11 protein-coding genes are annotated in these 13,769 nt (G+C 72.0%); 3 read left to right on the plus strand and 8 right to left on the minus strand.

The window, feature by feature from the left end:
* The first annotated feature begins 274 nt into the window (after positions 1-274).
* Positions 275-499, plus strand: coding sequence for a DUF397 domain-containing protein (locus tag PS467_RS28635; protein ID WP_311037644.1), 225 nt, complete (start codon positions 275-277; stop codon positions 497-499).
* 24 nt (positions 500-523) lie between these two features.
* Here PS467_RS28635 and PS467_RS28640 read toward each other — a convergent pair whose 3' ends face one another.
* The 3 genes from PS467_RS28640 to PS467_RS28650 form a co-directional block, all read right to left on the minus strand.
* The gene (locus PS467_RS28640; protein ID WP_311037645.1) at positions 524-868 is read right to left on the minus strand and encodes a hypothetical protein; all 345 of its coding nucleotides are present in this window, start codon (positions 866-868) and stop codon (positions 524-526) included.
* Positions 869-933: 65 nt separating this feature from the next.
* Positions 934-6,165 carry a DUF6531 domain-containing protein gene (locus PS467_RS28645; RefSeq protein ID WP_311037646.1) on the minus strand — a complete coding sequence of 1,744 codons (5,232 nt, stop codon included), beginning with the start codon at positions 6,163-6,165 and terminating at the stop codon, positions 934-936.
* Between the two features lie 183 nt (positions 6,166-6,348).
* The gene (locus PS467_RS28650) at positions 6,349-7,074 is read right to left on the minus strand and encodes a DUF4386 domain-containing protein (protein ID WP_311037647.1); all 726 of its coding nucleotides are present in this window, start codon (positions 7,072-7,074) and stop codon (positions 6,349-6,351) included.
* A gap of 152 nt (positions 7,075-7,226) precedes the next feature.
* On the opposite strand from PS467_RS28650, the gene PS467_RS28655 reads away from it, so the two are divergent.
* Positions 7,227-7,814 (plus strand): MarR family winged helix-turn-helix transcriptional regulator, encoded by a 588-nt coding sequence (locus tag PS467_RS28655; RefSeq protein ID WP_311037648.1) that lies wholly within the window; start codon positions 7,227-7,229, stop codon positions 7,812-7,814.
* Between the two features lie 114 nt (positions 7,815-7,928).
* Here the strand turns inward: PS467_RS28655 and PS467_RS28660 are convergent, their stop codons facing one another.
* From PS467_RS28660 to PS467_RS28675, 4 genes are read right to left on the minus strand one after another with little or no spacing between them, the layout of a single operon-like run.
* Positions 7,929-8,321 carry a type II toxin-antitoxin system VapC family toxin gene (locus PS467_RS28660; protein WP_311037649.1) on the minus strand — a complete coding sequence of 131 codons (393 nt, stop codon included), beginning with the start codon at positions 8,319-8,321 and terminating at the stop codon, positions 7,929-7,931.
* Positions 8,318-8,590, minus strand: coding sequence for a hypothetical protein (locus tag PS467_RS28665; RefSeq protein WP_311037650.1), 273 nt, complete (start codon positions 8,588-8,590; stop codon positions 8,318-8,320). The genes PS467_RS28660 and PS467_RS28665 overlap by 4 nt, the downstream gene beginning before the upstream one ends.
* A 54-nt stretch (positions 8,591-8,644) precedes the next feature.
* On the minus strand, positions 8,645-9,508 hold the full coding sequence (locus PS467_RS28670) for an RNA polymerase sigma-70 factor (RefSeq protein WP_311037651.1): 864 nt from the start codon (positions 9,506-9,508) through the stop codon (positions 8,645-8,647).
* Positions 9,505-10,074, minus strand: coding sequence for a carboxymuconolactone decarboxylase family protein (locus PS467_RS28675; protein ID WP_311037652.1), 570 nt, complete (start codon positions 10,072-10,074; stop codon positions 9,505-9,507). Before PS467_RS28675 ends, PS467_RS28670 begins: the two co-directional genes overlap by 4 nt.
* A gap of 243 nt (positions 10,075-10,317) precedes the next feature.
* On the opposite strand from PS467_RS28675, the gene PS467_RS28680 reads away from it, so the two are divergent.
* Positions 10,318-12,471: an ATP-binding protein gene (locus PS467_RS28680; RefSeq protein ID WP_311037653.1), complete on the plus strand. Its 2,154-nt coding sequence runs from the start codon at positions 10,318-10,320 to the stop codon at positions 12,469-12,471.
* On the opposite strand, the gene PS467_RS28685 is transcribed toward PS467_RS28680, so the two are convergent.
* Positions 12,392-13,756, minus strand: a complete 1,365-nt coding sequence (locus tag PS467_RS28685) for a hypothetical protein (protein ID WP_311037654.1) — start codon at positions 13,754-13,756, stop codon at positions 12,392-12,394. The two genes, PS467_RS28680 and PS467_RS28685, sit on opposite strands and share 80 nt — an antisense overlap.
* Positions 13,757-13,769 lie beyond the last annotated feature (13 nt).

A 13,769-nucleotide genomic window follows, 5' to 3' on the forward strand; every position in this document is an offset into this window, starting at 1 on the left:
CGGAGAACGATGGCGTTACGGGGCAACTCCTCGACCCGCGGGTCCGAGGTCCGAGATCCTGGAAACGCGGCGGTGGGCCGTAACGATTCGCGTCCGGACACTTTCCTCTGACGGCGGCCCGCACCCCGTACCGGCCCCGGAGGGCGCCGGGGCCGGTCCAGAAGACGGGTGCGGTGCCTCACTCGCCGCCGGGTACCCGTGGGGACGGCGCCGGGAGGCGGACCGCCCCGATCACGGTGACGGGACGTGCGGGCGCCGCGCGCTGATACACCCGATGAGGATTGCCGTCGACCTGTCCCGTGCTGAATGGATCAAGTCCAGCTACAGCGACGGTAATGGAGGTGAGTGCGTGGAATTCACACCCGGTATAGCCCCCACTGCCGGTGTCGTCACCGTCCGGGACAGCAAGCACCCGGCAGACCCCGCCCTCCTCTTCCCCATGGAGGCGTGGACATCGTTCACCACCGCCGTGCGCGGCGGAGAGTTCCCGGCGCTCTGAGGCGCCGGTCTTGACCGGTGGGCGTCAGGCATGGTCAATCGTTGTGGCGATGCCGGACGCCCCGAGAAGTTCAGCAAGCAGGGAAACCTCTACCAGGGTTCCCCGATATCCCTCTTCCCCGGCGAGTTCGTCGGCCGACTGCTTCGCCTCGCCGATGGATACCCCGAAGGCATTGCGGAACGCTCTGAGGACCTTTCCTCCTGAACTGATCGGCTCCTCGACCCGGAGTCGCCGATACCCGTGCTCGGCCAGGATGGGCCGCCGAACTTCGTCCGGAGCGACGCCCCAATCACCGTCGTGCGAGACGCCACAGTTGTCGCAGGCCCACTCAAGCTCCCAGCGGAGCCTGCCCTCCTTCACCAATTGCACCGCCCACCCTTCGCACGGTCGGCCGCAATCACCACACGGCTCTATGAGCCTGGCCGCCTGCTGAATCATCGCCAGCCTCGCATTCTCATGTATCTGTCCACCGTTTCATAGAATTGCGCGGACATGCCGGAGCCGTCGCGAGGGTGATGTGTGCCACCGGGGATGCCGCGCCCGTACCAGCGGTGATGGAGTTCCTCGTGCACAAGTGTGTTACGCAGCTCGTCCCTGCTGACAAATGACTTCCATCCGACTTGAGTACCCACATTATTTTTGGCGATTCCCGTGCTTGCCCAGGGGCTGTACCGGGGCCGATGCGTGAACCGCAGGTGCTGGAAATCCTCTCTGATCATGGCGTCGATCGCCCGATTCCGCGATCGTGCCGTCTTGCCGGTCACATGACTCAGGTCCTTCGTCCAGACATTCCCCGCGCCCCTCTGCTCATCCTGTATGAGCGCCCCCGGGCCGGGGCGGCATGGCGCGAGGCCGTCAGGGTCCAGCGAAACATGAGGATTGTGGACGTACGTGAAGGGGTTGGGGGCCGGGGCGAGGCCCAGGGGGTCGGGGGTGAGATAGCGGGCGGAATCCGGATCGTAGTAGCGGTGGTGGTTGTAGTGGAGGCCGCTTTCTGGGTCGAAATACTGGCCAGGGAAGCGCAAGGGGGTGTAGGCCGTGCTGTCGGCGGCCCAGGTGGTGGTGCCCCAGAGGGTGGTGCGGGTGTGCCACGCGATGGTGCCCGATGTGTCGACGAGTTCGGTGGGGGTGCCGACCAGGTCGGTGACGATCGCGAAGAAGCGGGCGTCGATCTCGCGTTGGGTGGTGGTGTCGGTGACGCGCTCGGTCTGGGCTATGGGGCGGAGTCCGTCGTGGTCCCAGGTGAGGGTGACCGGGTGGGGGAGGTCCGGGGCGGTGGTGGTCTGTTCTATGAGGGTGGGGCCGTCCCAGGCGAAGGTGGTTTCCTCCGCGACGTCACCCGTGGCGGTGAGGCGTTGTTTGGCGGTGCGGCGGCCGAAGGGGTCGTAGTGGTAGCGCCAGACCGTGCCGTCGGGGGTGGTGACCGAGGTGAGGCGGTCTTCGGTGTCCCAGGTGTAGTGCCAGGTGTCGGGTTTGCGGGAGAGGCGGGTCTGCTGGCGGAGGGTGAGGCGGCCGGCGGCGTCGTGTTCGTAGCGGACCGAGCCCGCGCCGGTGATGCGCGTGCCGGTGTAGGTGCGGGGGCCCGTCGCCTCCTGCGCGGGTTGTGTGCTCGGCCAGGTGGCGTGGGTTTGGTTGCCCGCCTCGTCGTAGGCGTAGGTCTCGGTCCAGCTGTCGGCGTGGACGGTGGTCACCCGGCCTGTCGGGTCCAGGCTGAAGGTGCGCCGGCCCGACAGGTGGTCGTCCACCGCGGTGAGGTGGCCGTCGGGTCGGTAGGTGTACGCCCGGTGGTGGATGGTGCCGGATGCACCGGTCAGCGATTGCGTGGTCAGGCGGCCGAGCGGGTCCCAGGCGTTGGTGAGGGTGAGGGTGTGGCCGATGCGGCGCGTGGTTTCGCGGCCCGCCGCGTCGTGTGCGGAGGTGAGGGCATGGTTCCCGGCGGTCAGCGTGGTGCGGTTGCCCGCCGCGTCGTAGGCGTAGGTGGTCTCCGCTCCTGCCGGGGTGCGGCGGGAGACACGCTGCCCCGCTGCGTCGTAGGCCAGGCGCAGGGTGCGGCCGTTCACGGTCTCGGACAGCATGCGGCCGACGGGGTCGTAGGTCCGGGTCAGTCTGGCGTCCGGGCCGACGGCCTCGAGTAGTACTCCGGTCGGGCTCCAGCGGAAGGTCGCTACCTGCCCGGCGGCGTCCCTTGCCACCAGGCGGCCCAGCGCGTCGTGGACGTAGCGGGTGCGCCGGCCCAGCGGGTCGGTACGGAAGATGAGTTGGCCGGCCGCGTCGTGCTCGTACGTCACCCTACGACCGTCGAAGTCCGTCTCCGCTATCAGGTGGCCTGCCGGGTCGTAGCTGTAATTCCACGTCAGGCCCTGCGGGTTGGTGACCTGGGTCAGCCGCGCCGCCGCGTCGTGGGTGAAGGTGTAGCGGGCCCCGTCCGGGTCGGTGCGGGCGGCCGGCAGGTCGAAGTGGGTGTACTCGTACACGGTCGTACCGCCGACGGCGTCGGTGTGCGTGGTGCAGTTGCCCTCGCCGTCGTACGTCCACGACTCCGTCGACCCGTCCGGCCGGGTGCGGCGCAGGAGTTCGCCTTCCGGGTTCCACTCGTAGCGGGTCACCGCGCCCAGGGGGTCGGTCTCGGCCACGACGCGGCCGAACGCGTCCCGCCGGTAGTGGGTGGTGGCTCCCAGCGGGTCCGTGATCTCGATCGGGAGCCCGGCCCCGTCGCAGCGCACCCGGGTCGTCGCGCCCAGCGGGTCGGTGATGGCGAGCAGGCCGCCGCGCGCGTCGTAGAGGTAGCGGGTGGTGGCGTCGAGCGGGTCGGTGAGCGCGGTGCGGTTGCCCGCCGCGTCGAAGGTCTGCCGCCACACCGCGCCGCCCGGATCGGTGATCCGCACCGGGTTGCCCTGTGCGTCGAGCACCGCGCTGATCTCGCTGCCGTCCGGGCGGATCACGGCCGTCGGACGCCCGTGCTCGTCGTAGCGCAGGCCGGTGGTGCGGCCCAGCGGGTCGGTCTCCGCGACCGTACGGCCGGCCTGGTCATACGTGGTGCGGCTGACCGCGCCGGCCGCGTCGATCTCCCCGACGACCTGGTGCGCCTCGTCGATCAGATAGCGGGTGACCGCACCGTCCGGCGAGGTCAGGGTGGTGATCTTCAGATCGGGGAAGTCCGGGTCCACTCCGTCGTAGCCGATGCGGAGGGTGTGGTGACCGCCCTCGCCGCCCTCGGCGATGACCCGGTCGTGCTCGTCGTAGGCGTAGGAGTACCAGCGGTGGTTGGTGTCGGTCCAGGACGTGATCCGCCCGGCCTGGTCGTAGGCGAAACGCAGCGGCAGGCCCGAGGAGCCCGTCACTTCGGTGAGGTGGCCGTCGGTGTAGCCGTAGCCCCTCACCCGCACGTCCGCCACGTACAGGCCGGTGATCCGCTCGTTCTCCGACGTCAGCCGCAGCCGGTAACCACCGTTGTGGAGGATCTCGACGGGCGTGCCGGAAGCGTCGTAGGTGAAGGTGACGCGGTTGCCGTTGCGGTCGGTGATCTCCCGCAGCAGTGCCAGTGCCTCGTCGCGGTGGGGGGTGAAGGCGCGGACGAGCCCGGTCTGCGGGTCGGTGACGGTGTACGTGCCGCCGTCCGCCGTCCGTGCCAGGGGCCACCGCGGCCCCTCCGCGGGCAGGACCGCGGTGCCGCCCGGCACCGGATGCGGATAGGCCAGCAGCAGGCCGTCCTCGGTGAAGAAGACCACGCCCCGCTGGTCGAACTCCAGTCGCTGGTCGGCCGTTGAGGCCCAGGTCGGGCCGAACCACCGCCCGGCGCGGTATCCGGAGTCCACCCGGCGGGAGAACACCAGCGGCAGCACACCCGGCAGCGCCACATCCGTCTGCGGCAGGAACATCCGTCCGGTCGCCACGTCCACCGGATCGGTACGGCCGTGCCGCACCCGGTCCCAGGTACGGGAGAACACCCCCCGGCCACGGCTCCGGAGGGCGCCGCGCGCCCAGCGCATCGCCTCACGCGTCGCCAGCCTGGCCCCGACGCGGGAGGCGATCGGGGCCAGGGCACGCGGGGCGAGGCCCATCAGCAGGGTCTCCGCCAGCCCTCCACCCATGGCGAGTTCCAGCGGCAGCGCGTACGGCATGGCGAACATGGCCAGGGTGAGGAGAAGGGGAAGGCCGACCTCGAGCAGCTTTTCCAGGAGGAAGCGGTGGGTGCCGAGGATGTCGTAACCGGCCAGCGGGGCCTCGCCGTCGGCGATCGCCGGCCAGCGGGACAGCAGCAGGACGCCGACCACGAGGGTGCCCGCGCAGACGGCGACGCGGAACTGGACCAGGGCGACGGTCTCGCCGAGGACGGAAGCGCTCGCGGCCCGGTAGCCGCGTACGGCGGAGATCAGGCGCCACAGGGTCAGGGCCAGCCCGGCCAGGCCGACGCCGATCAGGATGCGCAGCCCGGTGCCCTCGGTGAAGTACTCCTGGAGATCCTTCGTGGCCGGGAAGGAGCCCACCGCCAGATACAGCAGGGAGGGGACGGCCAGCAGCAGGCTGAGCACCAGGAGGACCTTCTCGTGCCGTGGCCGGCGGGGCCGCTGCTCCTTCGCCCGGCGCCACAGCTGCCGTAAGGTCACGCCGTGCCATGCCTCCTGGCTGGAGGTGGCGTCCATGCGCCGGGTCTGCTCGGCGACCGACTCGCGCAGCGGCCGCAGCTTCTCCGCGCGGGTGCGGGGGTGGGCCGTGGCGTACAGCAGCGCTCTGCGCCGCCGGGCGTAGCCCAGGGCGATGATCCAGGTGGCCGGGGAGCGCGACAGGGCGTATCCGAAGAGGGCTTCGGGGGCGGTCCGGCCCTGGCGTTCGGCGGTCAGCGCGACCTCGGGCTCGCGCCGCCGGCCTGCGCGGGACCGGCGCAGATCCCAGATCCACGCGGCGGCGAGGCACCCCAGGATGATCCACAGGCCCCACTCCCCGGCCAGCCTCTCCCGCCACTCCATCGCGGTGTCGTTGCCCTGGAAGGCGGCGGCGTGATTGGTCACCCAGTGGATCGCCACCGCCCCCGCCATCGGCACCAGCGCCGCCGCCCGGGTCAGCGCGCGGGTACCGCACCACAACAGGCCCACCGCCAGCCCGCCGAGCACGCTGGCGACGATGTGTACCTCGTAGGGGAGTGCCGGCCCGTCGACGACGTCGATGGTGCCGGTCGGTGACGGAAACCAGCTGCCGAGGATCTGCCCGAGGCCGGGAACGTACGGTTGACCGCTCAGTCCCTGTGCGATCAGCCAGCCTCCCTCATCCGAGGGAACGGCCTTGCCCGCGGACTCGGCGTACATCAGAAGGTTCTCCAGCAGGCTGAACCCCGCCCCGGCGGCGCCGCCCAGCACCACGAAGTCCGCCAGACCCCACTGCATCCGCCCGCGCAGCGCCCACCCCACGACCAGGAGTGGTGCGACCTTCAGCAGCTCCTCCACCACCGGGGCCGTCGTCCACGACACCACATCCATGACGGCCGCCAGAGACTTCTGCCTCGCGGTGGCCAACTGCCGTGCCACCACGAGCTCCAGCAGCATCGAGAGCACGCCGCAGCCGTACGCGCCCACCCCGAAGGCGAGGAGCACCGTCGGCCACCGCACCGTCCGCACCGGCCAGGACAGCAACAACAGCTGTAGCACGGCCCATACCGACGCAAGCGCCATCCATAACGCCACGCCCCGCAACCCCCTCCGACGGTGTTACCGATCCGTCACGCTAAGTCGAACCGCCGTGCCGGACAAGGGACTTCATGGGCGGGTGGTACGGATGTGGCCGCACCGGAACGTGCTCGAGTGCGCCACCCCTCGGGGCGGCGCACTCGATCACGTATTCCGGGCGTCCGGCGCTCACTGGTGCCGTGACGGGCGGGTGCGGGGCAGCAGGACGGCGGCGATGACCAGCCAGACGAGCCCGCCGAAGCGCACGACCGGCAGCAGGTAGCTGAACGGGTCGGCCACCAGCGAGAGCATGGAGAGCATCCCCGCGGCGGCCAGGGCCAGCCCGGCCCAGGTCAGCGGGCGGGGCAGCAGGCGGGCCATCAGTCCGGTCACCGAGATGCCGGCGACGAGCATCGCGAACGTCACCGAGTAGGCGGCGCCGCCGGACAGGAACGACAGGTCGGCCAGCGCGCGGGCCAGGGCCGGATCGGCGTCCATGGGCAGACGGCCACCGGCCCAGCCGAACAGCGCGCTGCCGCTCAGCGCCGCGGCCGCCAGCACCCCGCCCACCAGCGTGATCGCCGAGCCCGGTGCGGTGATGCCCAGCGCCCGCAGTCGGCGGTAGAGCACCGCTGCCATGAGCGCCAATGGCGTGGCCGAGGCGAACAGCAGCAGCGAGCCCAGCTCGATGGTGGTGCCGTGGTCCCGCGCGTACGTCAGCACGTCCTTGCCGGAGGCGTCGGGGCGCGGGGTCGAGCGGTTGACGACGACGTAGCCGATGGTCAGGACGGTGAACGCGAGCACGGGGGCCAGCAGCGGGGGCCCGCCCTGGGGGCGGCGGCCGGGGGTGTGCTCACCGGGGGTCGTCCGGGTGGGAGGGGCGGGGGATGTGGTCGGGGGGGTCGTGCTGGGCATGGCTTCTCCTCCGTTGGTCGGCCGGGTCCGTTGGTCGGGTCCGTCGGTCGGCCGGGTCCATTGGCCGGTCAGGACCGCTGGTCTGCCAGAAAACCGATACGGAAGATAATGATTACAAGTTAGAACGATTGTCAACCGAGTACGATGTCCGCATGGGAACGACCAACGAAGGTGAACGGCCACCAGGCCCACACCCCACCGGTGCCGCCTTTCTGCTGGCCCAGCTCGGCGCCCACGCCGCCAAGCTGTTCGCCGAGCGCCTGGTGGAGCTTGACCTGACCCCGCCGCAGGGCGGCCTGCTGCGGCTGCTGGCCGGTTCCCCGGGCCGCAGCCAGCGCGAGCTCGCCGACGACCTGGGCATGCCGCCGAGCCGGTTCGTCGCGTTCGCCGACGAGCTGGAGCGGCGCGGGCTGATCGAGCGCCGTAAGAACCCTGTCGACCGGCGCCTGTACGCGGTCCATCTGACCGACGAGGGCGGGAAGGTGCTGGCCAAGCTGCGGAAGGTGGGCGCGGAGCACGAACGCCGGATGACCGAGGGCCTCTCGGAGGAGGAGCGGGAACAGCTGACCGGGCTGCTGCGGCGGCTGGCGGACCGGCAGGGCCTCAGCCCCGGCGTTCACCCCGGCTTCCGCTCCGTGCGCGCCGAGCGCTCCGGCCGTGCCGAGCGCTCCGGCCGCCGGGCGGGCCACCGGGAGGGGGTGCCCGGCGACGGCGTGGGGGACGGTGGCTCCTCGATGTAGCGCACCCTCGGTACTCGCCCCCGCGACCATGACGTACCGGGAGGGAGGCGTGTGGGGTGGTGGAGGTCGCGGCTTCGTTCCCGGTGGGGATCGACCTCGACCAGCTCTGTCCGCTCAGACCTTGAACACGCGCACGGCTGGTCCGCAGAGCAGGCCCAAGTCCTCAGGGTCCGAGGTCAGAACGGTGACGGGAGACGGCGAGGTCAGTGCGGTGGCGGCCACGATGGCGTCGAGTGCGTACTTGTGGCCGTGCAGACCCGCCGCGGCAAGGAGCTTGCTGGCGTGGCGGGCGATGACCTCGGTCGGCGGCACGACGTTGACGCGTGAGACGGCGTAGTCGAACCGGGCCTGGTGTGTCCTGGGATCGCGCGCCTCGACCAGTGTGACCGAGCTGGTGACCACGCGGATGTCCTCGGCCTCGGCCGCGGCCAGCCACTCCGTGAGTTCGGGGTTACGCCGTACGAGCTGGGACAGCCCTTCGCAGTCCAGGACCAGGGTCCCGCTCACGCGGCGTCCGCGGAGCCGGCTGTGTCGCCGCGCAGCAGGGCTCGTTTCGCCTCGACCGCCGCATGGTCAACCGGGCCGTGTGCGGCCTCGGCGTCCTCGATGAGTTCACGCAGCCGGTCCCGCTCCAGCTGCCGCTGGATGAGGGCTTCGACGTACGCGGACAGGCCACGCTTGCCGACGCGCTCCTTGAGCGCGGCGATCGTGCCCTCGTGGAGGGAGACGGACACCGGTCGTGTGGGGCCTTCGCCGGGGGTGGGGTGGGTGGCCATGCCGCAATTCTAACAAAGCAATTATTATTGCGCCTTCGCCTGGCGGGGTGCGCCTCACGCCTGTGTCCGCGCCAGGTGTCGCAGCTTGTCCGGGTTGCGGATGATGCGGATCTCGGTGATGCGGGCGTCCGCGATCTCCGCGCAGGCGACGGTGTCCGGGCGGCCCGCGACCGTGAGGAGCAGTCCCGGGCGGCCGTTGACGTCGACCGGGTGCACCTGGGGGTCGTCCATCGGCTGGGAGACGACGGCGGCGAGGAAACGGGCGACCTTGTCCGCGCCCTGCTGCGGGCGGAGCGCGGCCTTCACCTTGCCGCCGCCGTCGCTCCACGCCGTCACATCGGGGGCGAGCAGCTCCATCATGCGGTTGAGGTCGCCGCCGAGACAGGCGGCCAGGAACTCATCGGTGACCCGGCGCCGCACCTCGTCCGGTGCGTCGTAGCGCGGTCGCCGGGCCTGGACGTGTGATCTGGCCCGGCGGCCGACCTGCCGTACGGCCGCCTCGCCGCGTTCCAGCATTCCGGCGATCTCCTTGAAGGAGAAGCCGAAGACCTCCTTGAGCACGAAGACCGCCCGCTCCAGCGGGGAGAGGCTTTCGAGGACGACGAGCAGGGCGAGCGACACCGATTCGGCCAGCTCCACCCCCTCACCGGCGTCGGGCTGGGTGACCAGCGGCTCGGGCAGCCAGGGGCCGACGTACCGCTCGCGGGTGGCGGCGGCCGAGGTGAGCCGGTTGAGGGCGAGGTTGGTGACCGTACGGGCCAGATAGCCGGCCGGGTTGTCCACCGGGGTGGACACCTGACTACAGCGCAGCCAGGTGTCCTGCACAAGGTCCTCGGCGTCGGCGACGCTGCCGAGCATGCGGTAGGCGATACCGAACAGCATGCGCCGGTGTTCTTCGAAGGTGGTCGCGTCGATCACGTCCGCGACGGTACCCCGGACGGTACGCCGCAGGCGTCCGAGAATCCCTGACTGGTCAGGCCGAAGGCGCTGTTGACGCGCGAGCGGTAGTTCTCCAGGCCGACCATGGCGGTGAGTTCGACGAAGGCCGCCTCACCGAGCCGCTCGATCAGGGCGGCCGCGAGCTCGTCGGTGACGCGGGGTTCGGTCTCGGTCATCGCCTCGGCGTAGTCCAGGACGAGCAACTCCAGCTCGGTGAAGGCGTCCTGGTGGTCGCGCCACCCCGGCACCTTGGAGATCTTCTCCATCGGGAGTCCGAGGGAGTCGGCCTCCCAGTGGCCGAAATCCAGGCACCACGAGCAGTTGATCCTGGCCGACACGGCCATGACCGCCAGGTGCTTGAGGCCCGCGTCGAGGCGGTTCCACTTGGCGGCACCGCGCTCGGCCCGGACGTAGGTGAGCAGCACCCGCGCGTTGTGCCCGGCGGCCAGACCGGGGTCGAGCACCTTGCCGTAGGTGCGCCGGGAGTACCAGGCGCCGATGCGGTTGAGCAGCGTGTCGGGCGGGGTGAGCGAGATACGGACCATGGCGGGTCTCTCCATCGTGTCGTACGGATCGCGGGTCGCACCCGTGACTCGGGCGGCTGCCGAGCGGGGCTCACGAAGGTTTCCGCAGGTGCGACAGACCAGGCCGCCGGAGTGTGACATCCGGGGGTTGCCCGTCGCGGCGAACCCGGCCGGGGGCCGCCGAGGCCGGATGGTTTTCCCGGGCAGGTAGTGCGGGGATACAGTCCGGCCAGGGACCGGACCGGGACCAGGGGAGGGGCCGGTGTGATCGAGATCGTCACGGTGAGCGCGCTCACCGCATTCCTCGCGGCGGTGGGGAACGGCGCGGCCGGAGAAGTGGGCAAGCAGCTGCTCGTGTCGACGGGCACGCTGGTGAGACGGACCCTGGGCCGGGAGACGCCGCTGCCGGCCACCGCGGAGGGGCGGGAGGCACTGGCGCGGCAGATGCACGCGCGCCTGAGTGACGAGGGCGGGCGGTCCGGCGAGTGGGCCCTGCTGCTGCGGAGCCTGCCGGACGCGGCGGTGGCGCTGCGCCCCGTGGCGGGACTGCCGCCCGCCGCACGGGACTTCACCGACCGCGAGAACGTCCTGAGGCAGCTGAAGCGGGAGGCGACCCGCGCCGCCGCCGGGCGGCCGCGGGTCGCGCTGCTGCACGGGCCGCCCGGCATCGGCACCACCGCGGTGGCCCTGCACTGGGGCGCCGCCCAGATCGCGCGGTACCCCGACGGACAGTTCTACGTCGATCTGCGCGACGCGGCCGGGGAGGGTGGGCTGGAACCGGCCGCCGTCCTGCTGCGCCTGCTGCGGCAGATGGGCGTCGAGCCCGAGCGGATTCCGCCCACGGAGACCGGGCGGGAACAGCTCTACCGGCGGTTGACGGCCGGCCGCCGGGCGCTGGTGGTGATCGACCACGCCTCCTCGGTGGCGCAGGTCCGCCAACTCGTTCCGGCCACGCCGGAGGTCTTTTTGCTGGTGGTGGCCTCCGGTCCGCCGTTCGCGCTGGAGGCGCTGCGCATCGCCGTACCACCGCTGGGCGAGCGGGACGCGCTGCGGATGCTGAGGAAGGTGGCCGGGCCCGAGACGGTCGCGCGGGCCAAGCCGCGGCTGCCCGCCCTGCTGGACACCTGCGCGGGCAACGCCTTCGCTCTGAAGGCGGCGGCGATGCGCCTGTTTGCGGAGGGTACAGCCGAGGAAATGAACGATGAGCCGGACTGCCCGGAGGTATCCCACGCGTCCGCGCGGTCTCATCCGGTGCACACCGTGGCACGGGAGGCGTGTCGCCGTCTCGGGCCGGAGCCGGCGCGGCTGTGCCGGCTGACCGCGCTGGGTGGCTGGCCCGCGATTGACGCCCGGCTGGCCTCGGACGCCGCCGCCGTGACCGAGGCGGAAGCCGCCCGGATGCTCGCCGAGGCGGCGGACGCGCAGCTGGTGGAGCCGGTGGGGGACGGACGGTACCGCTTCCGGCCCGAGGTGCGCCGCCATCTGGCCGACGCCGCCGGGCCGGAGCACGGGATTCCGGAGTGCTTCGCGGCGGTGTCACGGGTGCTCGATGGGCTGCTGAACCGGGCGCTGCACGCCGCCCACGCCGCCCTGCCGCAGAGCTGGCGGACCGAGCCCGCACCCGCGCGGGGGACTCCGTACGGCGGCGCGGCCGAGGGCATGGCGGCCCTGCTGGCCGAGGCCGGGAACCTGGTGCGGGCGGTCTCGGTGGCGGACGAGTACCAGCACATCGGCACGGCGCTGCGGCTGGCCCGCGCGCTGTGGCCGCTTCAGCTGAAGGCCGGACACTGGGACGAGGTGCTGCCCGCCCTCCGGATCGCGGCCCGGTGCGCCGACGAGCACCAGCCGCGCACCCGCATGGCGGGCGCGCTCCACTTCCAACTGGGCCACTGCCTGGGCGAGCTGGGGCGGTGGGAGGAGGCCGAGCACGCGGTGCGCGCCGCCGTCGCCGGTGAGCGGGCGGCGGGCCACGTACGGGGCGAGGCGTCGTCCGTGGAGTTCCTCGGCCTGTTGTCGCTGTACCGATGGCGGTACGAGGCGGCGTACGAGCGGTTCGTCGAGGCGGAGGGCATCTACCGGCGGATCGGCCCCGGCCAGGAGGGCGCGGCGGACCTGCCGCGTGCCCTCGCCCTGATCGAGCGGCACCAGGGGCGTGCCCTGCGCGGCCTGGGACGGCTGGCGGAATCCCGCCTCCGTCTGGAGGCCGCGCGGGACTTCTTCGCGGAACGGGGAGAGGCGTACAACCAGGCCCGTACGCTCACGGACCTCGCCGAGACGCTGCACGACGCCGGCGAGCACGCCGAGGCTCTGACGAGGATCGCCGAGGCTGAACGCCTGCTCAGTCCGGAACAGGCGACTGTGCACCTGGGCTATCTGGCCCGGCTGCGGCTGCGCTGCGAGGCCGCCCGGTCCCGGTAGCGGGGGTCACCGTCACCGGGTGCACGCGGCCGGCCGTGTGCACCCGGAGGGTCACCCCGCCCGGCGGCACCGCACCGCCACCGGCCAGCCACGCGTGCAGCGCCGAGGCGTAGGCCGCCGGATCGGCGTCCGCTCCCGGGGCCGCCGACAGCTGGAACATGCCGTACTCCCGGGCGCGCACGGTGCAGCTGTGCGGACCGGTCACATATCCGGCGAGCGAGCAGTGCGGATACCGGCGCAGCACCTCGGCGGTCCACTCCGCCGGGCCGCCCAGGCGGGGGTCGTCCGGCCGCCCGTCCCGGTAGATCACATCAGCCGACGTCAGGTCGCCGGGGTCGCGGGTGTCCTCGTGGACGGCGCGGTGTGTCTCGCCGGCCGTGTCGTACGGCATGCCGTGTGCCGTGTCGTACGGGTGCCCCGTGGAGCGTTCGATCCTGACGTCCGTGACGTCCGCTCCCCGGGCCCGCGTACCGACGTGCGTCCGCACGTCCAGGGGAGCCGTACGCCGCGGGGGTTCGTACGGCGGCAGGGGCAGCGGCTCCAGCAGGGCGGGAGCCGCGGGCTCGGGCAGGTCCATCAGCGTGTAGAAGAGCCTCCGCAGCAGCCCCGCCGACGCGCCCGGTGCCGAACTGGTGAACTCCGCCGGACCGGCCGGCGGGCGGTGCCCCGCCAGCAGGTCCTCCAGCTGACCCCGCAGCGGGCCGTACGGGTCGAGCCGGGGGGCCTCCCGGACGAACGTCGCGAGCGGCGCTTCGGGGTCCAGCCGGTCCCGCGTGGCCGCCGCGAGCAGCACGGGGATGCCCAGCGCGGCGGCGTAGTAGGACACCGCCCCGAAATCCCCCAGTACGACATCCGCCGCCAGCAGGGCCTGTCGCCACGCGTGCACGGGGTCGATCAGGGTCAGTCCGCCGCGGCGGGCCCGGTCCAGCCAGACGCGGATCTGCCCCGGCCCGTGCCCGTACCAGATGTTCGGATGCAGTACGGCCGCCAGCCGGTAGTCGTCGGCCGGCAGCTCGGAGGCGAGGCGCGGCAGCAGGCCCGGCAGGACGTCCTGGCCGCCGCCGTTCCCGAAGAAACCCTCGGGATTCCAGGTGGAGTTCAGTACGACGAGCCGCTGACCTCGGCGTACGCCCAGGGCGCGGCGGAACCGCTCCCGGTGGCGGCGCCCGGCCAGCATGCGGTCGAAGCAGGGGTCGCCGGCGAGGACGGAGGTCTTCTCGGCTTCCGGGCACACCCGCCGCAGCCGCTCCAGCTGCTCCGGGTGGGAGAGGACGAGGCCGTCCACGAACGGCTCACCG

Origin of the sequence: Streptomyces luomodiensis, from assembly GCF_031679605.1 — a bacterium.
GTDB lineage: Bacteria > Actinomycetota > Actinomycetes > Streptomycetales > Streptomycetaceae > Streptomyces > Streptomyces luomodiensis.

What these genes read in the sequence shown, in the direction of transcription:
- PS467_RS28635 (WP_311037644.1), top strand. Translation starts at nt 275, where the DNA reads ATGAGGATTGCCGTCGACCTGTCCCGTGCTGAATGGATCAAGTCCAGC.
- PS467_RS28645 (WP_311037646.1), bottom strand. Translation starts at nt 6,165, where the DNA reads ATGGCGCTTGCGTCGGTATGGGCCGTGCTACAGCTGTTGTTGCTGTCC.
- PS467_RS28650 (WP_311037647.1), bottom strand. Translation starts at nt 7,074, where the DNA reads ATGCCCAGCACGACCCCCCCGACCACATCCCCCGCCCCTCCCACCCGG.
- PS467_RS28655 (WP_311037648.1), top strand. Translation starts at nt 7,227, where the DNA reads ATGGGAACGACCAACGAAGGTGAACGGCCACCAGGCCCACACCCCACC.
- PS467_RS28665 (WP_311037650.1), bottom strand. Translation starts at nt 8,590, where the DNA reads ATGGCCACCCACCCCACCCCCGGCGAAGGCCCCACACGACCGGTGTCC.
- PS467_RS28675 (WP_311037652.1), bottom strand. Translation starts at nt 10,074, where the DNA reads ATGGTCCGTATCTCGCTCACCCCGCCCGACACGCTGCTCAACCGCATC.